Origin of the sequence: cyanobacterium endosymbiont of Braarudosphaera bigelowii (genome assembly GCF_020885515.1) — a bacterium.
Taxonomy (GTDB): domain Bacteria; phylum Cyanobacteriota; class Cyanobacteriia; order Cyanobacteriales; family Microcystaceae; genus Atelocyanobacterium; species Atelocyanobacterium thalassa_A.
In genome coordinates this window covers 591,778-618,022 of the sequence record NZ_AP024987.1, presented here as the reverse complement: position 1 = coordinate 618,022, position 26,245 = coordinate 591,778, and the positions used below count along the sequence as shown (strand labels likewise).

Below are 26,245 nucleotides of genomic sequence, written 5' to 3'. Positions count from 1 at the left end.
ATATCAAGAGTAAGGTACTTAAAAGTAAAGTCTTACTATCTTGCTGTCTTGGAAAATAATTTAAAATGTATTAAAGAAAGTTAACAATATTATATTAATAGCAAAATAAATTTATTTCTTCTTCTCTGTTCAAGAATATAAGTAATTTTAAATATTAATTTTTAAAATTAATTCAATATGTTTTTTGTATTAGGTAATACAATGATAGTATATTATTTCTTCAATGATGCTTTTAGCTTAAGATACAAAAAAGTTTTCAAATTTTAAATATTTAGCATACGGTTGAATATTTAAAAATTAAGGTGGCATTTAAAGTATATAAAAGTTATTTTACTTAGATTATTATCAAATATAGCTATTTTTTAGATAAACATAGATTTGTATGGATATATTGAATTCAGTTTTAAATTTTATAGATTACAATTTTTATTTTTCTTTATTCGCAACAATACCAGAGCATACAGATGCCGATACTTCTCTTGTTTTAGCTAGTATATTGCTTAGTCTAGTAATAATTTATTTTGCAAGCAAATTAGGAGGTGAAATTTGTGCCCGCATCGATCTTCCTCCTGTCTTGGGAGAATTAGTTGGAGGGGTAATAATAGGAACATCTATTTTAGGATTACTGGTTTTTCCAGAAGGTATGAATACTGCAAATAATTCATTAATTATGAAGTTTTTGCAATTTACAGCTGATGTCACTCCTGGAAATATACAGTCTATTTTTGATTCTCAAGGTGAAATCATCTCAATTCTTTCAGAACTTGGCGTTATTATTCTTTTATTTGAGATTGGTTTAGAATCTAATTTAAAAGAATTAATTAGTGTTGGTCCTCAGTCAGTAATGGTTGCAGTAGCTGGTGTAGTTACTCCGTTTATGTTAGGGACCTTAGGTTTAACTTACTTATTTCATATTGATATAATCCCCTCTATTTTTGCTGGTGCAGCATTAACGGCTACCAGTATTGGAATTACAGCTAAAGTTTTGGCTGAACTGGGTAATCTTAGCTCTCCAGAAGGACAAATTATAATCGGAGCAGCTGTTTTAGATGATATTTTAGGCATCATTGTTTTAGCAGTAGTAGCAAGTTTAATGAAAACAGGACAAGTTGAAGTTCTGAATATTGTTTATTTATCTCTTACTGCAGCTGTATTTTTAATTGGAGCAATTTTTATAGGTCGTCTGTTACACCCAGTATACGTTAAGTTAGTTAATAAGATGAAAACCAGAGGTCAGCTTTTATTAATATCTTTATGCTTTGCTTTTGTACTATCTTATATAGCTCAAATAATTCACTTAGAAACTATACTTGGTTCTTTTGCTGCAGGATTAGTTTTGGCAGAAACAGAAAAACGTAAAGAACTTCAAGATTTAATAGCTCCTATCTCTGATATTTTTGTTCCTATATTTTTTGTATGTGTAGGAGCCAAAACAGATTTAAGTGTTCTAAATCCTACTGATCCCAGTAATAGAGAAGGATTAGTCTTAGCTGGATTTTTAATACTTGTAGCTGTTATAGGGAAGGTTATTTCTGGATTTACTATTATTGGTCAATCTGAACTTAATAAACTTGCTATTGGTGTAGGGATGATTCCTAGGGGTGAGGTTGGTCTAGTTTTTGTAGGCGTTGGCTCAGCTAGTGGTGTATTGTCTAAACCTATAGAAGCATCAATTATTGTGATGGTTATTTTTACAACTTTTTTAGCGCCTCTTCTTCTTAGAAGTATTTTAAAAGAACCTTTTTTCACTCCTCAAAAACAAAAGATTACTTAATCTAAGTTCAAAAGAGATCTAAAATGATATGGCGTGTGATTCTAATATTCTTAACTACACATTAAAATAAAAAATATTTATTTCACTTACTAAGAAATTTTAAAATACCAACCTCTCTGATTTACTAGAAGTTGGTTAGTTAACAAATATTTTAAGATTATAAATAATAATATTAAAATATCTTTATCAGGACTCTTAAATTAACCTTAATAACAAAAACTTTAATAATTCTCTTTTGCACAACATAATTTGCTTGAATATAATACTATTTTTGATCATTAAAGAATTTTTTATAAAATAATTGCAGATGAGAACAGTGAATAATTGTCCAATTGGAATTTTTGATAGTGGCGTAGGAGGATTAACTGTCTTTCAAGAGATTCATAAACTACTACCTCAGGAATCAATTTTATATTTTGCTGATAACGCTAGACTTCCTTATGGAAACCGTTCTTCAACTGAAATATTGCAATTTGTTAGAGAAATTCTAACTTGGATGAGTCATAGTAAAGTAAAAATAGCTATTATGGCTTGCAATACTAGTTCTGCTCTAGCCTTAGAAGCTGTTCGTAAAGAATTTAGTTTTCCAATTTTAGGAGTAGTTTTACCTGGAGCCAGAGCAGCTGCAAAATATGGGCGGAGTGTTGGAGTTATATCAACTCTTGCAACTGCTAAAAGTGATTCCTATCGCCAAGCCATTCAAGAAATCAATCCTGATATAAAAGTATGGCAAATAGGATGTCCTGAACTTGTTCCTCTAATTGAGCGTGATAAAATTCATGATTTTCATACACAAAAAACTCTTAAAAAATATATTAATCCTTTATTAGAAAAAAATATTGATACTCTTATATATGGTTGCACTCATTATAAACATTTAGAAGAAATAATTAAAAATATTATTCCTTATAAAATTGAGTTAATAGATCCCGCATATTATGTAGCTCAATCAGTAAAGAAAGAATTAGAAATAATGAGCTTACGAGGTAACAACTCTTATTTTAGTGTAAGGTTTGTAGTAACTGGTTCTCCAAAAAACTTTTCTCACCTGTCCAAAAAATGGTTAGGTTATTATCCCTTAGTTGATTTTATCTCATTAAGTAGAAATCTTCAGGAATTAATAATTAGCAATAAGATGGACCAAAAAAACTAATTTTATACTGCTTTTGGTACTTTATATATAGTATAACTTTCCATGTAAATTAAATTGCTGAAGTTTTTATTAGTAAATTATTGTAAAAGCACTTTAGTAAATAATTTTCTTAACTAAGATAAGTTTTTTCAAATATTTAATATTATTTTTATCAAAAAAAAAATACAGGGCTTCCTAGTGTGGAAAGGTTAGCTTAAAATAAATATAGCGGTATGTAAAATTTCATGACTGAATAATCAGGTTTAGCTAACCGTATGATATCAAAAAATTCTCTCTTTTCTCCCGTAGAGGACGATTTAAACCTTTTAAGAAATAATTTAAAGAGTTTAGTTGGAACACGCCATCCTATCCTTAGTGCAGCAGCAGAACATCTGTTTGATGCTGGAGGTAAGCATATTCGTCCTGCTATTGTATTGTTAGTTTCTAAGGCAACCATGTTAGAAGGTGATATTACTCCTCATCATCGTCGACTTGCAGAAATAACTGAAATGATTCATACTGCAAGTCTAGTTCATGATGACATAGTAGATGAAGCAGTATTGCGACGCAATGTTCCTACAGTAAATAGTCTTTTCGATAATCGAATTGCTGTCCTTGCAGGAGATTTTCTGTTCGCTCAATCTTCCTGGTATTTAGCTAATTTAGATAATTTACAAGTAGTAAAATTACTTTCTGAAGTTATTCGTGATTTTGCAGAAGGTGAAATTTCTCAAGGAATTAAACGTTTTGATACAAGTTTAACTTTAGATTCATACTTGGATAAAAGTTATTATAAAACAGCCTCCTTAATTGCTAATAGTGCTAAATCTGCAACTATTTTAAGTAACTCTTCTCCAGATATTACTAATAGTATTTATACTTACGGAAGATGTTTAGGACTAGCTTTCCAAATTGTTGATGATATTCTCGATTTTACTTCACCAACAAAGATATTGGGAAAACCTGCAGGCTCAGACTTGATTAATGGCAATATAACTGCTCCGGCTTTATTTGCGATGGAAGAAACACCATACTTGGCAAAACTTATTAAAAGAGAGTTTAATCAAGAACAAGATATAGAAAAGGCTTTATCGATAGTAACTGAAAGTAAAGGAATTAAACGTTCACAAGAATTAGCAGGTTATTATGCTCAATTAGCTATTGAACAGTTAGACTATCTCAAGCCATCACCATTTTCTCAATCTCTAACTGAACTTGTTAACTATGTGCTAAACAGGCTTTATTAATATTTATCTAGTTGTTACTTATGTTTAAAATATAAAAACAATTAATTTATATTTTTAAACATATTACTTGACCACATTTTTGGTGCTAGTTTATTTTCTTTTTATAGTTTAATTTTTTTTAATTCTAATCCTTGTTCAAAAATTTCATCAATAGGCATCATAACGTGGTCAACAGTCATAAACTGATGTTCTTTAGTCGCTCGAATAATTGTTTTATCATCGAGATGGTACTCGAAAATTTCTTGTTTTCCTCTGTTATGCCATTGAGCAATTGGCTGAGTATAGATAAGTCCTTGATCATTAGTAGTATAAACTCTACATCTAATATTTTCTTGTACTACTTTTCCAATAGATAATGGTCCATATTCAACAGTTAGAACTTTTGTATCATAACTAAGACAATATTCAGCAAACTTTACCATTTGTTGAAACAAATTTTCTGCAACAGCTTGAGGAACGCCATTTTCAACTGCTCCATTGATAAAATTCTGTTGATGTTTTTCCATCTCTGATGCCTTTTTCTTACCCATGGCTCGACGTAACAGATCTGCTTCCCCAAGAGAATATCCAGCTAAATTTTGCGCCATCGTCATAATTTGCTCCTGATAAACTAAAACAGCATAAGTTTCTTTTAAAATAGGCTCTAAAAGTTCATGTTCATATTTAATTGTTTCTCTGCCATGTTTACGATTAATAAATTTTGGAATCAACCCTGCATCTAGTGGTCCAGGACGATATAAAGCAAGGATAGAAGATATATCTTCTATCCTTGACGGTTTTAAATCTTTTACTATTTGCTTCATTCCTGAAGACTCTAATTGAAAAATGCCTTCTAAGTCACCTCTCTCCAATAATTTATGAGTTTTCTCAATGTCAGCAGGCAATTTTGTAATTTTTCCTTGACTCAGTATTCTTAAAGATTCCCTTTCATCAATAGGTAACTGATCTAAATCTAATTTAATATTCTGACTTTTTTCAATCAGTTCCGTGGTTCGTTGGATTGTTGTTAAATTTCTTAATCCTAAGAAATCCATTTTTAATAGGCCTAATGATTCTAAATCTTCCATGTAATACTGTGTTATTACGGCTCCATCATTATTTTTTTGCAATGGAACGATTTCATCCAAAGGTTCTGAAGAAATTACCACTCCTGCTGCATGAACTCCAAATGTCTTATTAGTACCCTCAATACGAATAGCCATATCTAGCCATCGTCTAACTATTGGATCTTGATCATATTTATCTTTAAATTCTTGAGAAGGAGTCTCATTGGAAACCATTACCTTTAATTTAGCTGGTTTACCCCTTGTAACAGGAATCATTTTAGTCATTTTATCTGATTCAGAATATGGAATGTTTAAAACCCTTGCTACATCTTTTAAAACAGCTTTAGAAGTCATACGATTAAATGTAATAATTTGGGCAACATTTTTCTCGCCATATTTTTGTGTTACATATTTAATCATTTCATCGCGTTTTTCAATACAAAAATCTGTATCAACATCGGGCATAGATTTTCTTTCAGGATTTAAAAATCTTTCAAAAAGTAGACCATGATAAATAGGATCAATATTTGTAATTTTTAAAGAATAAGCTACTAAAGAACCTGCGGCAGATCCTCTTCCTGGACCTACAGGAATTTTATTATCTCTTGCATATTTAATATAATCCCAAACTACTAAAAAATAACTTGAAAATCCCATTTTTTCAAGCATATTCAATTCATACTCTAAACGCTCTTTATATTCTATTGAAACTTCTTTTATAGACTTACACTCTAATCTTTCTAACAATCCTTGTAAGCTAAGCTCTCTTACATAACTGTTAAGGTTATACCCTACAGGAACTTGATAATTAGGGATGCGTGGCTCTCCCAAAATATGATAAGTATCAACTTTATTGGCAACTTCTAGAGTATTGTTAATTGCTTTTTCTATAAGATCATCAGAAAGATGATCACGAAAAAGTAATTTCATCTCATCAGTAGACTTTAAATATTCAGTTCCACTATATCTTAATCTTTTTTCATCAGAAATTAGTTTTCCAGTTTGAATGCACAATAAAGCATCGTGTGCTTCAACATCATAGCAAGAAATAAAGTGGGAATCATTAGTAGCTACAATTTTAATATCTAAATCCTGAGCAATTTTACTAATTACAACATTTACAACTCTATCTTCTGTAGAACCATGATCTTGGATTTCCAGGTAGAAATCATCCGCAAACAATTTTTTGTACCATTGAGCTACTTCTCTTGCACCTTGAAGATCTCCTATTAAGATTTTTTGAGGTATTTCTCCTCCTAAACAAGCACTAGTTACTATTAATCCTTCGTGATACTTTTCTAATAATTCTTTATTTATACAAGGACGTGAAAAAATTCCTTTACCTTGTATTCCTTGAAGGTGAGAAATCGTAGTAAGCTTTGATAAATTTTTATACCCTTGTGTATTTTTAGCTAAAACAACTTGATGATACTTCTTATATCGTTTTTTTTCTTTAATATCTCCGTTTATGACATACATTTCATTTCCAATAATGGGCTTAATATTTTTACTTTTACAAACTTTAATTAATTCAATCGCTCCATACATAACTCCATGATCAGTCAAAGCTATTGCAGGCATACCTAATTCAATAGCACGATCAACCAGAGAATCTAACTGAGATGCTCCATCAAGTAAACTATAATCACTATGTATATGTAAACCAACGAAAGACATAATTTAAAATTAGTTAAACAACAAAAAAAGTATTTTAGTTTTAAGGAATATTAATATAATGTACATAACTTTTATTGTATTAAAGTTTAGCTGTCTAAAAATAAAAATACTAACAAATATATAGTTAACCATTTAAAAAAAGTTACTATCACTTATAAATAGGACTACTTTCCTTAATAAGATTTATATTTATTCAGTTATGTATTTCTGATTTAGTTAATTATATTTTTTTTCAAATAAATCAAAACTCATTAAGATCATTAATTATAAAATTAATATAAATTTCATTTTTTAGCTTGAGGGCGAGAAAACTTCGAAGCTGCATGAAACTGTTTAATTGGTTCATTTTTTAAAGCTTCTTGCATAAAACTACGCCATATAGGTGCTGCATGGCCACCTCCTGTTATACCTTTCCCCATAGTCCGATTAGCATCATCACCAACCCATACAGCAGTCGCTAGTTGGGGTACATAACCGACAAACCAAACATTGCGTTCATTATCTGTAGTTCCTGTTTTTCCTGCTGCTGGTCTACCAATATTAGCTGCTCTCCCCGTACCTCTCTGAATTACTTCTTGTAAAACACTAGTTAAAGAGGATGTTGCCCAAGGATCAAGAACAAAGTATGGCTGAGGAGTATTATCTAACAAAATATTGCCCTTACTATCAGTAACCTTAAGAATAATAGTAGGGTCAGCATACCAACCGTTACTAGCAAAAGTTGCATAAGCGTTAGCCATCTCCAAAGGCGTAATGTCTCCAGCCCCTAAAGGAAGAGAAATCACAGGACGCATGGGACTAGTTATGCCCAGTAAACGACAAACATCAATTATTTTTCTTAACCCAACCTTTTGTCCAATAATTACGGCAGGAACATTACGAGATTTCATTAAAGCAGTCTTTATTGGCATAGTTCCTGAAAATTTTCCCCCATAATTTTTAGGACTATATAACTGTCCAGCCCCATCCTTATAACTAACGGGACTGTCATTAATTACTGAACTTGGTGTGAATTTCCCACTAGCAAACGCTGTATAATAAACAAATGGTTTAAAAGATGAACCTGGTTGACGACGAGATTGAGTAGCTCGATTCAATTGGCTTGTATTATAGTTTACTCCTCCAACAATTGCTTTAATAAAATGAGTGCGAGGATCAATGGCTACTAGGGCAATCTGAAGATCTCTAGCAGATATACCTTGTTTTCTTAATCTTTTATATCCTTCTTTAACTGCCTTTTCAGCTTTTTGTTGCGTAATATAGTTAATGGATGTTTGTATACGCATTCCACCTTTTAATATTATGTCTTTACTGAATTTACCTTTCAGTTCTTGCATTACCGTATCGCTGACATAAGGTAGTTTACTAGCTTGCCATGAAGTTGGTTTTCCAATTTTTAAAGATGTTTTGTAAGCTATTGTCGCTTCTTTCTCAGTAATCCATCCCAAAGCAGCCATACGATCAAGCACAACTTTTTGTCTTTTTTTTGCTTTCTTATAATCAAAAAAGGGACTGTGTGTTTCTGGAGCTTGAATTAGACCCGCCATTAAAGCTGCTTCGGGTAAACTCAACTTAGCAGCAGGTTTGTTAAAATAGCTTTGTGCTGCAGTTTGTACACCATAATTGTTATGTCCCCAGTAAATATTATTGAGGTACATTTCCATTATTTGATTTTTTGAGAATACTTGTTCTATACGAATTGCTAAAACTGCTTCGGAAAGCTTTCTACTAAAAGTCCGGTCACTGCTCAAAAAAATATTTTTAACTAGTTGCATAGTTAATGTCGAGGCACCTTCTACTACTCCGCCGCTTTTCCAGTTAACCCATATAGCTCTTCCAATACTATTAGGATTAATTCCGTGATGTAAATAAAAATGGCTATCTTCAATTGCTAAAACTGCACGTTTTAAATTAGGTGAAATTTGTTTAAATGCTACAGCTTCACGGTTTGCCTCACCATGAAGTCGAGATATTAGCTCACCATTAATATCGTAAACATAGCTAGTCTCTGATGGAGAGTAGTTACTAAGAGTACGCACATTAGGTAAGTTTCGGAAACTAATAGCCAACCCTACCAATCCCCCAGCAACAATAGAAGTTGTTAGTAGACTAAGTCCTAGAGTAGTTTTTTTGACAATACGAAAAGTCCCTCGAATAAAAGAATTATCAACAGCCGAGGATTCTTTATCATTTTGTTTTTGCCGAATAGTTCTAAACGACACAGTTCTTAATTTCCTCACACAAAGAGATTAATAAATATTTTTAATAGCCAGAAGTAATATATTTAAATCCCTCACTGTTTTTAATCTGACAGTAAAAAGGAATTATTTCATAATTATTTCATGACTTTTTTATTATGGCGGTTTTTGTCCTGAATGGGTAGCAAAGAATTAATTTATATCTCTTTTTTCATGAAAATATTTCTACCAAAATTTTATTTGATAAGTTAGCTACCCAATAATTGATTAAGCTAATGATGTACGGTTATAAAAAAATATTTTTGTTTTATTAAGTACAATTATCCAAGATTTTTATGAATCTGATAAATTTTCTAAACATCCGCTTAACTTGTTACTAACAAGTCATGCAGTAATATCTTAACTGGCATTACGAAAAATTATGGAGTACAATCTTAAAAATTAATTAATCTCTATGTAGTCTTAATAAATTTTCTCTCTTATTAGAATAGTCAAATAAAAATATACTGTTTGCATCAAAGTATGGTCTAGTATTTTCGAAAAAATTGATAACTGTACCTTTTCATAAATTTAAAGGATTTTTTTTCATCATGAAAAGAGATTACATCAACTTTCAGATATTGATATATATCTACTAATTTATAAAGTTGATTATTGCTAAATTGGTTTTATTTTACGCTAGTAATAATTCTTATTTTTGACTAAAGACTGTAATATGTGACAGTAGCGAGAAGAATACTTAAATGCTGACTAATACTTTTAATATGATAGTTAATTATCTCTAACAAAATAAATTAACTATCATATTTTATATTCTTTCTATCAAAGCAACAATTATTGTTTTTATAACAAACTAAAATGATGCGAATAACTGGTTATTTTAATGGAAAGATTATAAATGTTCAATTTTTTTTTACTAATATTTTTTAAATCATCTTAACTAATAATTTATGTCTCTAAAACAAAACAAAAAAATTGAAATAGTTTTAATAATAACTTTTTCCTTCATCACACTCATTGGAATTTTGAATCATGCTATGTGGCGTGATGAATTAAATGGTTGGTTAATTGCAAGAGACAGCTCTTCTTTCTTTGATTTTTTTGAAAGTGTTAAATATGAAGGACATCCTTTATTGTGGTATTTCTTATTATGGTTTTTAAACAAGATCACAGCAAACCCAATAATAATGCAAATTGTTCATTGGCTAATATCTGTTGCTACAATATCTATTTTTATCATTTATTCTCCTTTTAATGCATTACAAAAAATATTATTCAGTTTTGGTTATTTCCCTTTATATGAATATTCTTTAATTAGTCGTAATTATGCTTTTGGAATTCTATCGATTTTTCTATTTTGTACATACTTCCACAATAAATATAAGAACTATATTATTTTAGCCTTCATCTTGGCTTTTATGGCTAATACAAATGCTTATTGTTTATTAATATCTATAGCTTTAAGTATTACATTAATTTTTGAGTATTACTTTAAAAAACATTTAGGCTATAAAGTAGAAATTAAAAAAAATCATATTTTTTTATCATTAATAATATTAATAATAGGAGTAAGTATTTCAGTCTTTACCTTATTACCTCCTGTAGATAGTACATTACAAGGTGGTGCCAATCAATGGTTTCTTAATTTCGATATAAATCGTTTACTTCAGACCGTTAATAGAATATGGCGTAGCTATGTTATGGTGATTATTCCAAGCGATTCAAAAATATTAGACCTAATCTTTTTCTCTTTTCTATCTATTAGTTTATTCGGCTGTATTCTATTATCATTCATTAAAAAACCAGTAGCACTTTGTTTCTTTTTAATAGGAAGTTTAGAAATTATTATTTTTACTTATATCAAGTTCCTAGGATCCCAAAGACATTATGGACATTTATATATTATTCTTATAAGTTCTTTATGGATAGAAAATAATTATGACGATGAAAAATTATATAAAAAATATTTAGAAAATATTTCTTTTCGTTTTTTGCATATCTTTTCCAAGACTATAGAAATTCTTACTTCATATAGGAAATACCTCATAGGAATAATATTATGGTTACAAGTAATAGCAGGTATGGTTGCTTTTAGTAGGGATTTATCTATTCCATATTCTAGTAGTAAAATGACGGCAAATTTTATTCAACAAAATAATCTAGATAATTATCATATTTTTGGTAGTGAAGATTTTACTATTGCTCCTATAAGTGGATATCTCAATAAAAAAATCTACTATCCTGAAACAAAGAAAATGGGTAGTTATGTATTATTTAATAATTCTCGTCAAGCTACTAATGATTTAGAAATTATAGGTGAAATAGAAAAATATTTTGTTGGTAAGAATAAAAATGAAAACGTTTTACTTATCCTAAACCACAGCCTAATAGAATATTCTGTGGATTTGGATATTGTATTACTAAAAAAATTTACGAAATCTTTCATCTATAATGAAAAGTATTATATTTACTTAGTAAAGTCACATAAAAATGATTAGGCTAAATATTAAAAATGATATTTCATGGTTTTTACTTTTACTAATATTAGCTTTATTTATTTGGTTGATTAGATTAGGAGATTTACCACTTAGAGATTGGGACGAAGGATATTACGCTACAGTTGCTAGAAGTATGTTTCAGTCTGGCGATTGGCTTCATCTTAGATACTATAACCAACCTTTTTTACTAAAACCTCCTTTAATTATTTGGTTAATTAATTTTTCTTATCATTTAGGTGGTATTAATGAATTTACTACTCGTCTTCCTTGCGCTTTATTAACCGCGACTGGCGTCCCTTTGCTTTACTTAGTTGGTAGAAATATATTTTACACTCAACTCCCAGCAATTTTTAGTAGTTTAGTCTATTTAACTTTGCTACCTGTTTTACGACATGGACGCTTGGCAATGATAGATGGGATGGTTAATACTTTTTTAATTTTGTGTGTACTATGTTTATTAAAATCAAAAAAGCAACCATTGTGGATATTAGGCTTTGGTATAAGCCTGGGGATGATTGCATTAAGTAAAGGTATTTTAGCGATCGCTTTAGGAGGAATTTTGGGAATCTATATGATTTTGAACGATCATAATGAATTCTTTAAAAATAATTTACTTTGGATAAGTTTATTAATAGGCTTTTGTCCAGTTGTTATTTGGTACTATTTACAGATTGACTTCTATGGAGAAAAGTTTATTGAAGTTCATTTTTTTCAGCAAAATTTTGATCGTTTATCAACTGCTGTTGAAGGTAATAAAGGAGGAATTTGGTACTATATACTTGAGCTAATAAAGTACAGTTTCCCTTGGTTGATATTTTTTCCTGGTGGTTTAATTATTGCTTGGAATAAACATGAAAAGAATCTAAGTCAATTAATAGCAACAGGATTTTTTTTATTTTTATTTATAATTACCATTATGGGTACTAAGTTGCCTTGGTACATAATGCCAATTTATCCTTTTTTTGCTCTAAGTATCGGATATAATTTATCTCATTTATATTTATATCCTGAGAATCGCTCTACAATATTAGTATTTAGTATGTCTGTATTAACTTACTTAATATTAGGACTAGGAGTATATATATTTAAAGACCCACAAGAATTTATTTTTCAATTTATATTTTTTATATTTTTTATAACTTTTTTTTGGACTAATCAAAAATTATATAAAAAGTTATCTGGCTTTATTATCATTCTTATAATAGGATTGTATTTAAGTTTAACTTTACTAATGATTTCTAACACTTGGCTATGGGAATTAAATGAATCATTTCCTGTAAAGTCAGTAGCCAAATTAATCAGAGAGACTACACCACCTGATACTGTTATCTATACTTCATTTGCTTATAGCCGTCCTAGCTTAGATTTTTATAGTGAGCGTCAAGTAATATCTCAAAATAAAAAAGAGTTAGATATACTTGCATCAAACTCATCCTATCTTTTATTAGAGAATACAAAAGCCCTAGATTTCAAGTTAATTGATGCTAAGATGCTAGGAGAAGCTTCAGGATTTATTCTTATTTCAACCAAAAGGAAATAAGTATCAATATATTTAGATGAAATTTATGAAAATGAAAAAAATATTATTAGCCATAATAACAATAGTTTCATTAATTCCAGTATTTTTATCATTAGTAGATAGTGTTCATCAACCGCAATCTCAATCTAACTTTCAACTTTATCAAACGAATTTAATCCTTAAATCTTCTCAGATTTTTGATAGTGACCATCAAAAATTTAATAATATTAATAAATATATATCAGGACAACAGCCATATGTAAATGCTCTTGAAAAGTATAAAGAAGTACATGATATTTTATCTAATAAATTAAGTGCTGAACTAAATATTGTTGACAATAATACAATTAAAACAATAGAAAAAGAATCTTATTTAGATTCTTTAAAAATATCTAGTAATGGAAAAAAAATATTAACTGACATCAATAAACAGAAAAGAATACTTCATAAGTTAAATCTTAAAATAGGGTTATTAGAAATTACGCAAGGAAACACAAAGCGAGCATTAGATATTTGGGAAAATAATCAATTTTTACTACCTTCACCTTCTTCAGACCAAATATCTAATACTTTGATTAATTTGTGGAGTGATAGTTTTATAAAGTCAGTTGATGCAGAATCCATCATAAAAGAAAATTTAAATGGCTGGTTTCGCAATTATTCTTTAAAAAGACTTTATAAGATAGAAGATCGGCAGAAAGATTTACAAATTTTGCAAGCAAAATGTGAAAAAGATTCACGAGCAGCAATTTTAAAATTAGCTTTTCTTACTACGGTTCCAAGCTTAGGAGGTGTTATAGGTGTAGCAATTATCATCTTATCTTTTATTCAATTAATTTTAAGAAAAGATTCTGCAATTTTGAATATAGATGGCAATTATAGATGGGAAATACCCTGGACGATTGAAGTCCCTTGGAAAGTCTTAATCATAGGATTTTTCTTTTTTGGTCAAATTATCTTGCCTACTTTATTTACCTTTCTAAGCATTGATTTAATTAACTTGAGTCTTAGAGGTAAAGCTATTTATATTTTAAGCAGTTACCTCACTATGGCTATAGTGGGAATTCTGGTGCTTTATTTGTCAATAAAACCTTTCTTTCCTTTACCTCAAAAATTATTTAATTTTAAAATTTTTAGTCATTGGATTACATGGGGAGTTGGTGGATACTTAGCTGCCTTACCTTTAGTCCTTATTGTTTCATTGCTTAATGATAACTTTTGGGGTGGGCAAGGAGGAAGTAATCCTTTACTTTCCCTAGTTCTGGAAAACCAAGATTTAGTTGCTCTAGCAATTTTTTATCTAACTGCAGCAATTGCCGCACCTTTGTATGAAGAGATAATTTTTCGGGGTTTTTTATTACCTTCTCTGACTCGTTATATTTCTCCATGGGCCGCAATTGGAGTCAGTAGTTTAGTCTTTGCTGCTGCACATCTTAATATTTCTGAAATTCTACCATTAACAACTTTAGGAATCATTTTAGGTGTTGTTTACACACGTTCACGTAATCTTTTGTCATCAATATTAATGCATAGTCTCTGGAATACAGGAACTCTTTTGAGTCTTTTCTTGTTAGGTACTGGAGGTAACTAATAGTTAGTTGAAAGAATTTGGTTAAAGGTAAATTCTATTCTCTTTTAATATAGATATTAAATATTCTGGCGCGACCTTATCTCTAGATATATTAACAATGCATTAATATCTGCAGGATTAACCCCAGCAATGCGAGATGCTTGACCAATAGTTAGTGGAGATACTTTAGTCAACTTCTCTCTTGCCTCCATTGATAAAGTTTCAATATTCATATAATCAATATCTATAGGCAAACTACGGTTCGTATAGCGTTTAACTTGTTCAAGTTGATTTTGTTGACGTTTCAAATAACCAGAATATTTAATATCAATCTCTACTCCTTCTTTTTCTCCAGTAGTTAAATCAACATTTCCTAATCCATACTGTTCTAAATTCTTATAATGAAATTTTGGTCGGCGTAGTAAATCAGCTAAAGTAATTGCTCCTTTAATATTTTGTTGAGTATCATTAATAAGCCGAATACCTATTTCATCTTTTTCTTTTACTCTAACTTTTGAAAGGCGCTCTTTTTCTTCAAAAATATTTTTTTGTTTTCCTTGAAATAAATGCCATCTATAATCATCAATTAATCCAATTTTTCTTCCTAATGGTGTTAATCTTTCGTCAGCATTATCTGAGCGTAGTATCAAGCGATATTCAGATCTAGAAGTTAACATCCTATAAGGTTCTCTTATGTCTTTAGTACATAAATCATCAATTAAAGTACCAATATAGCTTTCTTCTCTAGAGAAGATTATCATTTCTTCATTGTTGATGAATTTTGCAGCATTAATTCCGGCTACAATCCCTTGTGCTGCTGCTTCTTCATAACCTGTCGTACCATTAATTTGTCCAGCACAAAAGAGGCCCTCGATTCTTTTTGTCATTAAAGTTGGACTACATTGAGTGGCTGGTAAGAAATCATACTCTACAGCATATGCAGGACGTAACATTATACATTTCTCTAAACCAGGTAAAGTTTTCAACATTGCTAATTGAATATTTTCTGGTAGACCAGTAGAGAAACCTTGTATATATAATTCTGGTGTTTCTCTTCCTTCTGGCTCTATAAAAATTTGATGACTATTTTTATCTGCAAATCTTATAATTTTATCTTCTATGGATGGACAATAACGAGGACCTTTAGATTTCATAAATCCTCCATAGATAGGAGATAAATGGAGATTATCTCTTATTAACTTATGTGTTTCAGGCATAGTTCTAGTTAGGTAGCAGTTCATTTGTTGTCTTTTTACCCAAAAATTGGGATCAAAACTAAACCACTTCAAATCTTGATCAGGAAGTTGAGGTTCTAATTTAGAGTAATCTACAGAACGTTTATCAATTCTAGCAGGGGTTCCGGTCTTCAACCTTTCTGTTTTAAATCCTAACTGTTTAAGAGTATTAGTCAATTTAACAGAAGAAAACTCACCAGCTCTACCAGCATCCATAGATTTACCACCAATCCAAATTTGTCCTCCGAGAAAAGTCCCAGTTGCCAAGATAACTGCTTTTGCAGCAAAACAACTACCAAAATATGTCTGAACTCCCATGATTTCATCATTCTGGCCTAATACTAAATCAGTGACCATACCTTCACGAATGTTGAGATTTTCTTGATTCTCAATAATTGCCTTCATAACTGCAGAATATTCACGTTTGTCAACTTGAGCGCGTAATGCCCAAACTGCGGGACCTCTAGAGGCATTAAGAACCCGTTTTTGTAAGTATGTTAAATCAGTTACCTTCCCAATTTCTCCACCCAAAGCATCCACTTCATGAGCCAATTGAGATTTTGCAGGTCCTCCTACTGCAGGATTACATGGTTGCCAAGCAATACGATCAAGATTTAAGGTTAGTATTAAAGTTTTACAGCCTAAACGAGATGCTGCTAATGCAGCTTCACATCCGGAATGTCCTGCGCCAATTACAATGACATCAAATTCATCCTGAAAATCAAAACTATTGTGGGAAATCATATAATTTTAAAAGCTATGAATATAATTGAGTACTTAACATGAAATATAAGTTTTTTTACCAGTTCTAATGATTAAAAGTTTTGATTTTTTTTAGTGAGAAAAAACTTGATTTCTATATTCGCCAAATCAATAAGTAGTTAAAAATCTAAAAATTTTAAGCATGTTATGATTAAATAATACGACATTTTTTTATAAAAAACCAAGTTATCATAGTCAATTATAAGATTTATATAAAACGAATATATTTATTTAAGTAAATATGTTTACTTACCAATTTATTTTTAAATACTAGTTAAAAAATAAATAATTGACTATTATTAATTAGATTAATAGTATAATTGCCATTAGTGCTTATCTAAGTAATAGATTAATAAGCATTAAAACATTTTTTCAGGATGAAAGTAATAGTCTTTTATTGCTATCTTGTATTTATTTTTAAATAAAATTAAAAGTTAAAAGAATCGATATAATAGTTTAGTAAAAAGTTAATATTATTAAGAGTTTTATTTTAAAATTATCATGGATTTACTATATGTGACTATTGGAATATTATTATTACTTTTAGGTATATCTAGCACAATTTATTTTCTCTCAGCTCGTCCTTATCAGTCCTCTGAATCAGTAGCCTATTCTTATGACCAATGGACAGAAGACGGTATATTGGAATTTTATTGGGGTGAACATATTCATTTAGGGTATTATGGTTCTCCACCTGAGAGGAAAGACTTTTTGAAAGCAAAATCTGATTTTGTTCATGAGATGGTCTGTTGGGGAAAACTAAATAAATTACCGACTGGATCTGACCTCCTTGATGTAGGTTGTGGTATCGGAGGGAGTAGCCGTATTTTGTCAAAAGATTATGGTTTCAATGTTACTGGTATTACTATCAGTCCAAAACAAGTAAAACGTGCTCAAGAACTTACTCCCTTAGCTCTAAATACTAAGTTTATGGTGGATGATGCCATGAATTTGTCTTTTCCTGATGCTAGTTTTGATGTGGTATGGTGCATTGAGGCAGGTCCTCATATGTCTAATAAAAAGAAGTTTGCTCAAGAATTACTTCGTGTTCTCAAGCCTAACGGTATCTTAGTTGTTGCTGACTGGAATCAGCGTGATGATCGACAGCAACCTTTAAATTCCTTAGAATCAGCTATCATGAAACAACTTCTAGATCAATGGTCTCATCCCGCTTTTGCAAGTATTGAAGGTTTTGCAGAGCTTCTAGAAATGACAGGTTCGGTGCAAGGAAAAGTAATTACCGAGGATTGGACAGAACAGACCCTTCCTTCTTGGTTAGATTCTATTTGGCAAGGAATTAAACGACCTAAAGGCTTATGGTATTTTGGTATTACAGGTTTTATTAAGTCTTTACGAGAAATTCCAACATTATTCTTAATGCGTATAGCTTTTGGAACAGGTCTTTGTAAATTTGGAATGTTTTATGCTATCAAAAAGTAATAAATAAACTATCAGAAAATATTATCATGAGTATAAAGGTAGAAGTATTTTATCAATATCTAATAAATTAATAATTTTAGTAATATTTAAATAATAATTCAGAACTTTCTACTAAGAAAGACCTCACTAACCAGTTTGTATTATGGTTAATGAGGCTTTTCTTAGTACGATAGAATACCAACTGGCTAGGATACTATGCCTTATATGATTATTTTCTTCGCCAAGAAACTGTAGGTAAAATTTGTTTTTTATCAACTCTTCCTTTATATTTTGTTGCAAAATTCAATAAAGAATCTAGGAGAGAGTCAGATAGATAGTGAGGGTTTAAGCCCAAGTCTAATAATTTAGTATTTTTTGCATTGAAATAATGTTCTTCTGCTTCAACCCTGGGATTTTCTAAATTATTAATTTCTACATTTAGCCCTATTGCGCTACCGGCTTTTTGTACCATTAAAGCTAAATCTTTAATACTGAACAATTCTGTAAATTGATTAAATACACGAAACTGTCCTATATCAGCAGGATTTTTGATAGCTAATTCAATACAACGTACTGTATCCCGAATATCGAGGAAACTTCTTGTTTGACCACCAGTGCCATATACAGTTAGAGGATGTCCAATGGCTGCTTGAATACAAAAGCGATTTAATGCTGTTCCAAAAACACCATCATAATCCAAACGGTTAATTAGAACTTCATCCATACCAGTTTCTTCTGTTAAAACACCATATACTACACCTTGATTTAAATCAGTAGCTCTCAATCCCCAAATTTTACAAGCAAACTGGATGTTATGACTATCATGAACTTTACTTAAATGGTAGAAACTACCTGGTTGTTTTGGATATGGTAATGTGTCTGTACGACCATTGTGTTCAATGGTGATATATCCTTCTTCAATATCGATGTTTGGAGTTCCGTATTCTCCCATAGTACCTAATTTAACGAGATGACAGTTAGGAAAATCCTCTTTAATACAATAAAGAATGTTTAGTGTTCCTACTACATTATTAACTTGGGTAAATACTGAGTGTTCTCTGTCTATCATAGAATATGGGGCAGAACGTTGTTCACCAAAATGAACTATCGCATCTGGCTCAAACTGGTGAAAAGAACTACTAAGAAAAGTGTAATCAGTGATGTCACCAATAAATAAATCAATAGTTTTCCCTGTCAAGTCTTTCCAACATTGAATTCGTTTTTGAATTGAATTAATAGGAGTTAAAGTATCCGCTCCTAACTTTAAATCCCAATGTCTTCGACTTAAATTGTCGAGAATTCCCACTTCATAACCTTTTTTGGAAAGATGTAGGGCGGTTGCCCAACCACAATAACCGTCACCGCCGATAACCAGAACTTTCATATTGACTCTATAAATAACTTTGCAAATTTTTGGTAAATGTATAAAAGTACCAAGATTTGGCACTTTTTAGACCATTGAATATTAAGAATTTTGTGTCTAGTAGGTCAGTTTATCACCTTCTAGTAAATCCGAAGCAAATAATCTTGAACTTTTATTTAGATTAAGTCATCAGAACACTAATTAATGAAACTCTAACTTAACAGGTACAAAATATTTAACTTATTAAACTCATAACGTTAATTATTTTAACCAGTAAATTCAATTAGTAAAGAATTTAGCTAAATCTAAAAAATATTAATGTTATTTAGATTTTTCATTATATGAAACAATACTATAACGTCAAGCAAGATAATAGTGAATAATAATAATTAAATATAAATAGTCCTAGTTTAAATTTAATAGAGCTTTTAGATCTATAGATTAACGTTATAAAAGTTTTATTAGTAAAACAAAACTCTTGATTAATAGAAGGAAAGACTAATTTTAACAATTAGAATTAATGTCTTAGGTAAGTTAAATACGCTAATGTTCTTAGGCGTTAGTAAGGTATGCGCTAATCTATTAAATAGAAGTTTTTTAAAATAAGTTATTCTATTACTAACCTAAAATAGTTGATCAAGGTATCATACAATAATAATCAAAGTGTTTACTGGAATAATATTCCATTCGAAAGATAGCTAGAGTTAAGTTTATGATTTTAAGATATTAATTATTTAATCTATGTATAGGTAAATTAAATAATCAATATCTCAAATATCGTTCTTACTAGTAATAAGAAACAAAAAATGTTTACAATTATTACAAATTTTAGGGAAAGATAATAATATACATCTTAGCTAATTATTTTAATAAAATTTATGAAAATTCTAGCAATTAGTAATGGACATGGAGAAGATATCATTGCTATTTCTATTATTAAAAAATTAATGACTTACTCTGAAGTTTCTCAGATTGTTGCACTTCCTTTGGTCGGAGAAGGTCATGCTTTTAAACAAAATCAGATTCCAATTATAGGCAAAGTTAGCGTTATGCCTTCTGGAGGATTTAATCAACAAACATCAGAACTATTACGTGATGTTAATAAAGGATTGATTAATTTAACATATCAGCAGTACCAAGTAATTTATCAATGGGGCAAAAAAGATGGAGTGATATTAGCAGTTGGGGACATTCTACCTTTATTTTTTGCCTGGCTAAGTAATACTAATTTTGTTTTTATTGGAGTTGCTAAATCAGAATACTATGTTAGAGATGAAAAAGGTTGGCTATCTTCAACTTTAAAAGTTAACCGTTGCTTTAAGTCAATATATTATCCTTGGGAGCGCTGGTTAATGAAATCTGCTAAATGTAAAGGTGTTTTTGTGAGAGATACTTTAACAGCAGTTAACCTAAATAAACTGAAAATTTCTGCTCATTTTTTGGGAAATCCTATGATGGATGATTTTTCAGATGCGAAACAAACTTATCGTAATATTCATCTAGATAAAATAAAAATTCTACTTTTACCTGGCTCGAGAACTCCTGAAACATTGCGTAACTGGACTTTAATTTTACAATCAGTTCAAACCATTTTAGAATCTTTTCCTAAAAAATCTTTTCTTTTTTTAAGTGCTATTGCTCCTAGTTTAAACTGTATTCCTTTTCGACAAGAGCTTATAAAGCATAACTGGAAAAGTCAAATATTAGATAGAAGTTATATTAATTTCAAAGATTCCCAAGCCTTACAGTTTCAGAAGGAAAACGCCACTTTAATACTTACGCAATTTGCTTATAACGAATGTTTACAATTGTCTAATTTAGGTATTGCTATGGCAGGAACTGCTACTGAACAATTTGTAGGCCTGGGAAAACCTGTTATTTCATTTCCTGGAGAAGGTCCACAATTTACTAGGCAATTTGCTGAAAAACAAACATGCTTATTGGGCCCTTCTGTTATCTTAACTGAGAAGCCAAAAGATATTAGTGAAGCCTTAAGAAAACTATTAAGTGACAAGGAATTAATAAATAATCTTAATAAAAACGGTAAAAAACGTATGGGAAAACCAGGAGCTTCTAGAAAAATAGCTGAATGTCTTGTCAATCAATGTTTTAATTCTCTTGATTAAGTAAATCAGCAATAGCTTTTTGTTGATTTTGGTGATCGAAAGGCATAGTTTGGCGAGAATCTGTAATCAACCAATCTAAGGCAGCTGCTTGCACATCAATTGCAGCCCCTGTTTTATCTACACAATATCGTCCAAATACTAGTTTGTCTGCTAATCTAACTCCTGGCCCTAAGCGAGAATATTCAAAAATAACGCTATTATCTACAGTAGCATTACTACAAATCCAACAGTTAGGACCAATCATACTAGGACCAATAATAGTTGCTCCATCTTCAATATGAGTCATTCCACCAATATAGATAGGTCCTTGAATATTAACTTTATCCCAATTTACAGAAACATTTAATCCTGTATAGATACCAGGCTTAACTTCGATACCTGGTATCTGAACGTTTTTAATTGTTCTTTGTAAAACACCACGTATAGCGTGCCAGTAATCAGGAACTTTGCCTATATCAACCCATTCAAAATCCATATTAACTGCGTAAAAAGGTGTATTTTCGCTAACTAATTTGGGGAACAATTCACTTCCTATGTCATATTTTTTATTTGGAGGAATATAATTAATAATCTCTGGTTCAAAAATATAAATTCCAGTATTGATATTTGTACTCAATGCTTCTTCAATAGAAGGCTTTTCTTGAAAAGTTTTAATTTTACCTTCTTCGTCAGTTACTACCACTCCATAACTGGAAACCACCTCTTTCGAGACTGATTTAGTAACAACTGTAGCAATTGCACCCTTTTCCTTATGCCACTTTACAGCAGCTGTTAAGTCTAAATCTATTAGTGCATCACCACATAAAACAATGAAAGTATCATCAAAAAAAGGATTAAAGTCTTGAATGCGTCTCAGTCCTCCTGCAGATCCTAAAGCTTCTCCTACTAAATCACCATCAATAATCTTTCCTTCAAACGAATAAGCTATTTGTACACCAAAACGTTGTCCATCACGGAAATAACTTTCAATTTCCTCTGCTAAATGACTAACATTTACCATGACTTGATCAAAGCCATGTTTTCGCAATAGCTCAAGCAAAAACTCCATTACAGGTTTTTGTAAAATAGGTATTAAGGGCTTAGGAATAGTTTGAGTAATAGGGCGAACTCGAGTTCCTTTACCAGCAGCTAGAATCATGGCTTTCATGAATACTTTTCCTCAATCTTTGCCATAGGTTTTTTAGACGACAATGCTTAGTTTACCATTTACTTTTCAAAAATCTCGATAAGAATTTAAAAAAAATTATTTATAAGACTTGAATATACAAATTTTGGTAAAGCTCTTCTTGAAATAATTCAACTTTAGACTGTGATGCTAAAAGTAGCAAGGCCCAAAAAATTCCAACTCTATCTTGAGTTTCTACTTTATGTTCATCACTAGGTCGAGCGACTTTATGCCATTTATTCAAGAGATCTTCAATATTGATTTTTTTTTGAGTTTGAATGTATTGCGAATATTTTTCCTGAAGAAAAATTTCTAATTGCTTAGCTAGTTCTGTCAAATTTTCTTGATGCGCAAGCTCAACAACCATTTTTTTAGCTTCCTTCTGTGAATAAGCACAAGGACTTTTTTGACGTCTTTTAAAGGGTTCGGATGTTTCTAACTCTTCTGCAAATTCCTTAATATAATTAATTAATTCCTGTAAATTTACTCGACGTTTATAATTTGGTAATGCAGCATTACGACGACGTAAGTGTTCTTCTAAATCTGGTCGTAATAACTGACTTTTAGCAGCATCTTCTTCAACTTCAATATCGTTAATTTCATCAAAATTTTCTTGTATTGTATTGTAGGAATGAAGCTTATCAAGAGTATCAGCCTTAAAACGAACTAACATAGATGCCCATAAAAAGGCCTGTCCTGATTTTGGTAGAGTAGTTTCCTGAAAAACTTTATCAGAATGTTTAGTCTTTTTTAGTTCATTTAGAAAACGATCAACTACTTCAATTACTTGAACATCCCAAGGATCAATCTCTCCCTGTTGAGCCATATTAATTAAAGTTTCTATTACATTTGCTGCTTGAGGAATCATATTTCTTCTTAACCTTAAGGTATGTCATATCAGTTCAAAATTTATATATAAGTTTTAGAAAAGCAAGGATTTTGAAAATGAGTTAATGTAATTTTTTTATACTGAAGTGTCATACTTTTTTTCTAAAATACAAAAATATGAAATCCTATTCTTATACTTGAATAGCCAGAAATGTCCAGTCAATGAAAACTAATTATAGATATTTAATCTAAAATTTATCAGCTTGATAAGTATAAAATTTTCGGAATATTCCAATAGTTTCGAACTCATAGTTAGAAATTGGAGGAGGTAATAATAATTCAGTTTCATAGATGCTGAACAGTAAGTAATTCTGACGAACAGTTTTATTTGAAATAACTTTATGAATATTCGATTTACCTATATCTACAAGTGTTTTACAGTGTTCCGAAAGGAAACTTCCTAGTACTCCTGAAGATTGTGAACAAACTTCTTGTTTTAAATATCCTGTAAGAGTTTTAGCAGCATATTTTTCATATGCATGTTTTCCAGGATTAGTTACGATCATGACAACTCCTAATCCTATAAAAACTGTTCCTCCAACTATTTTTATTATCTGTAAAACTTTCATAATTGTTTTTTATTGCAAAGATATCTCAAATTACTGTAAATCATTTTTCACTATAAATGATAGGCCTTTTTTTATATAGAGAAATAGATATGAATAATATTTTTCATCCTAAATAGATATAAAGGTAAACTCAATATACACAAAGTAAATTTAGTAATGATATGGCTCGTAAAATTCCTTCTCGTTATTCTTCACAGCAGTCAATAATTTCAAATAACTATAGTAAAATTGCTTTGTTTGGAGGCACTTTTATACTAGGCATTGGAGTAGGTATTGGAATAACTTCTAATGCAAGTTTTAACCCACAAAATGTTGTTTCCAGAGAGGTTATTGATAAAAGTGCCCCCAACCCAGAACTTTGTGTACAGTACGGAGCAAGTGCGATTGTTACTGATATGCGTATATTCTTATCTTTAAACCCTTTTAGTGTTTATGCAACTCAGCCGCAAATGCAACCTGGATGTGTATTGCGCCGCTCCAATATGACTTTGTTAGAACAAAAAAGGTTAATTTCAGGGGAACAAGTTAGAGATTGCAAAAATCGAATGAATACTTTTGGATTTGTCGGTTCCCTTGAAAGTAAACCTAGTATTAACTGCATTTATCCAAATGATGCTGCTGGAAACTTATTTTTGAATCCTCAAGGTTCTACAAGCTCTCGCTCAGAAGGAGAAAATTTTTAAATAACTATTACCATTTAACTGTAAGATAATGTCTTAGTTTTTTAGATATCTTTTTCGATAATTTCTAGATAAAGGAAGTTCAAATAATTAAGTAATTCCTGAAATTATTTACTGAAATAAGGGGTGGCTGATAAGGTTAAGAAGATAGCATAATTCAGGTTGATTAGACTGAGGTTATCCATTTAAATTTTAGAATTTTCACTTGTGTCGGAAGGAGTAATTATGGGAACGTTATTAGAACAATTAAAAGAATTTACAGTTGTTGTAGCCGATACTGGGGATATTCAAGCTATTGAAACTTTTACACCTCGTGATGCTACTACCAATCCATCTCTGATCACAGCTGCAGCTCAGATGCCGCAATACCAATCTATTGTAGATGATACTTTAATAACTGCAAGAAAAGAATTGGGTAAAAATGCAAGCGAATCTGATGTCACAATTTTAGCTTTTGATAGATTAGCAGTAGGTTTTGGTTTAAAAATTCTCGAAATTATACCAGGTCGAGTTTCTACAGAAGTTGACGCACGTTTATCATACGATATGGAGGCAACCATTAATAAAGCTCATTTTTTAATTTCTGAATACGAAAAAGCAGGAATTTCTCGTGAACGTGTTTTGATTAAAATTGCTTCTACTTGGGAAGGTATTAAAGCGGCAGAGGTTTTAGAGAAGGAAGGTATTCACTGTAACTTAACTTTACTATTTGGTTTGCATCAAGCAATCGCTTGTGCAGAAGCAGGTATTACTTTAATCTCTCCTTTTGTTGGAAGGATCCTAGATTGGTACAAAAAAAATACCGGGAAAGAATACTCTTCTATGGAAGATCCTGGTGTGGTCTCAGTCACTAAAATATATAATTACTATAAAAAGTTTGGTTATAAAACTGAGGTTATGGGGGCAAGTTTCCGAAATATTGGAGAAATTCGCGAATTAGCGGGATCTGATTTATTAACTATTTCTCCTAAACTTCTAGAAGAATTAAAATCTACCGATGATACACTACTACGTAAGCTTGATCCAAGTAAAGCTGCAAGTATGGACATTGAAAAAATTTCTATTGACAAGGCTACTTTCGATAAGATGCATAAGGAAAATCAAATGGCCTATGACAAGCTAGATGAAGGAATTAAAGGATTTACACAGGCATTGGAATCTCTCGAAGAAATGCTTAAAATGAGACTAGCTCATATTGAGAAATAGACGAGTTTTAAATAGCAATTTTATTTCCAGTCTGGATCATAGCAAAATAATGGTCTATTTTTAATGATAGGAATGGAATCAAGAATGACCATTAAGATAGAAAAGGTGTATTGCTAATTAGCAGTGCACCTTTTCTATCTTAATGTAAAAATATATAATCATTCGAAACTA

The 26,245-nt window shown here is 30.6% G+C and carries 16 protein-coding genes and 1 pseudogene; 10 read left to right on the top strand and 7 right to left on the bottom strand.

The window, feature by feature from the left end; genetic code table 11:
- The first annotated feature begins 382 nt into the window (after positions 1-382).
- The 3 genes from LPC16_RS02615 to sds all read left to right on the top strand — a co-directional run bounded on the left by LPC16_RS02615 (position 383) and on the right by sds (position 4,153).
- On the top strand, positions 383-1,774 hold the full coding sequence (locus LPC16_RS02615; protein ID WP_229637620.1) for a cation:proton antiporter: 1,392 nt from the start codon (positions 383-385) through the stop codon (positions 1,772-1,774).
- A 307-nt stretch (positions 1,775-2,081) separates the two neighbouring features.
- Positions 2,082-2,927: a glutamate racemase gene (murI, locus tag LPC16_RS02610; RefSeq protein WP_040054776.1), complete on the top strand. Its 846-nt coding sequence runs from the start codon at positions 2,082-2,084 to the stop codon at positions 2,925-2,927.
- A 254-nt stretch (positions 2,928-3,181) separates the two neighbouring features.
- Positions 3,182-4,153: a solanesyl diphosphate synthase gene (gene sds / locus LPC16_RS02605; protein WP_040054777.1), complete on the top strand. Its 972-nt coding sequence runs from the start codon at positions 3,182-3,184 to the stop codon at positions 4,151-4,153.
- 101 nt (positions 4,154-4,254) lie between these two features.
- Here the strand turns inward: sds and LPC16_RS02600 are convergent, their stop codons facing one another.
- Positions 4,255-6,876, bottom strand: a complete 2,622-nt coding sequence (locus tag LPC16_RS02600; RefSeq protein ID WP_229637619.1) for a DNA polymerase III subunit alpha — start codon at positions 6,874-6,876, stop codon at positions 4,255-4,257.
- A gap of 284 nt (positions 6,877-7,160) precedes the next feature.
- A complete protein-coding gene (locus LPC16_RS02595) occupies positions 7,161-9,098 on the bottom strand; it encodes a transglycosylase domain-containing protein (protein WP_229637618.1) in 1,938 nt (645 codons plus the stop codon).
- A gap of 926 nt (positions 9,099-10,024) precedes the next feature.
- Between LPC16_RS02595 and LPC16_RS02590 the strand changes: the two genes are divergently transcribed.
- Genes LPC16_RS02590 through LPC16_RS02580 form a run of 3 tightly spaced genes read left to right on the top strand, consistent with a single transcriptional unit; the run spans position 10,025 to position 14,682 of the window.
- On the top strand, positions 10,025-11,572 hold the full coding sequence (locus LPC16_RS02590) for a hypothetical protein (RefSeq protein ID WP_229637617.1): 1,548 nt from the start codon (positions 10,025-10,027) through the stop codon (positions 11,570-11,572).
- Positions 11,565-13,112: an ArnT family glycosyltransferase gene (locus LPC16_RS02585; RefSeq protein ID WP_229637616.1), complete on the top strand. Its 1,548-nt coding sequence runs from the start codon at positions 11,565-11,567 to the stop codon at positions 13,110-13,112. The genes LPC16_RS02590 and LPC16_RS02585 overlap by 8 nt, the downstream gene beginning before the upstream one ends.
- Before the next feature lie 31 nt (positions 13,113-13,143).
- Complete coding sequence (locus LPC16_RS02580; RefSeq protein WP_315855031.1) at positions 13,144-14,682, top strand: CPBP family intramembrane glutamic endopeptidase; 1,539 nt, start codon at positions 13,144-13,146, stop codon at positions 14,680-14,682.
- Positions 14,683-14,738: 56 nt separating this feature from the next.
- Here the strand turns inward: LPC16_RS02580 and mnmG are convergent, their stop codons facing one another.
- On the bottom strand, positions 14,739-16,640 hold the full coding sequence (gene mnmG, locus LPC16_RS02575; RefSeq protein WP_229637615.1) for a tRNA uridine-5-carboxymethylaminomethyl(34) synthesis enzyme MnmG: 1,902 nt from the start codon (positions 16,638-16,640) through the stop codon (positions 14,739-14,741).
- 519 nt (positions 16,641-17,159) lie between these two features.
- On the opposite strand from mnmG, the gene LPC16_RS02570 reads away from it, so the two are divergent.
- Positions 17,160-18,098: a methyltransferase domain-containing protein gene (locus LPC16_RS02570; RefSeq protein ID WP_040054784.1), complete on the top strand. Its 939-nt coding sequence runs from the start codon at positions 17,160-17,162 to the stop codon at positions 18,096-18,098.
- A gap of 208 nt (positions 18,099-18,306) precedes the next feature.
- Here the strand turns inward: LPC16_RS02570 and LPC16_RS02565 are convergent, their stop codons facing one another.
- Positions 18,307-19,461 (bottom strand): UDP-sulfoquinovose synthase, encoded by a 1,155-nt coding sequence (locus tag LPC16_RS02565; protein ID WP_040054805.1) that lies wholly within the window; start codon positions 19,459-19,461, stop codon positions 18,307-18,309.
- Between the two features lie 857 nt (positions 19,462-20,318).
- Between LPC16_RS02565 and LPC16_RS02560 the strand changes: the two genes are divergently transcribed.
- Positions 20,319-21,566: a lipid-A-disaccharide synthase-related protein gene (locus LPC16_RS02560; protein WP_229637614.1), complete on the top strand. Its 1,248-nt coding sequence runs from the start codon at positions 20,319-20,321 to the stop codon at positions 21,564-21,566.
- On the opposite strand, the gene LPC16_RS02555 is transcribed toward LPC16_RS02560, so the two are convergent.
- The 3 genes from LPC16_RS02555 to LPC16_RS02545 all read right to left on the bottom strand — a co-directional run bounded on the left by LPC16_RS02555 (position 21,550) and on the right by LPC16_RS02545 (position 24,188).
- Positions 21,550-22,713 carry a nucleotidyltransferase family protein gene (locus tag LPC16_RS02555; protein WP_040054786.1) on the bottom strand — a complete coding sequence of 388 codons (1,164 nt, stop codon included), beginning with the start codon at positions 22,711-22,713 and terminating at the stop codon, positions 21,550-21,552. The genes LPC16_RS02560 and LPC16_RS02555 overlap by 17 nt on opposite strands.
- A 100-nt stretch (positions 22,714-22,813) precedes the next feature.
- Positions 22,814-23,599, bottom strand: coding sequence for a segregation/condensation protein A (locus LPC16_RS02550; protein WP_229637613.1), 786 nt, complete (start codon positions 23,597-23,599; stop codon positions 22,814-22,816).
- 208 nt (positions 23,600-23,807) lie between these two features.
- The gene (locus tag LPC16_RS02545; RefSeq protein WP_040054788.1) at positions 23,808-24,188 is read right to left on the bottom strand and encodes a DUF4359 domain-containing protein; all 381 of its coding nucleotides are present in this window, start codon (positions 24,186-24,188) and stop codon (positions 23,808-23,810) included.
- 161 nt (positions 24,189-24,349) lie between these two features.
- Here LPC16_RS02545 and LPC16_RS02540 point away from each other — a divergent pair, with 161 nt between their 5' ends.
- On the top strand, positions 24,350-24,871 hold the full coding sequence (locus tag LPC16_RS02540; protein ID WP_040054789.1) for a DUF3172 domain-containing protein: 522 nt from the start codon (positions 24,350-24,352) through the stop codon (positions 24,869-24,871).
- A 222-nt stretch (positions 24,872-25,093) separates the two neighbouring features.
- Positions 25,094-26,068 (top strand): annotated as a pseudogene (locus LPC16_RS02535) (transaldolase); the annotation flags it as partial.
- Between the last annotated feature and the right edge of the window lie 177 nt (positions 26,069-26,245).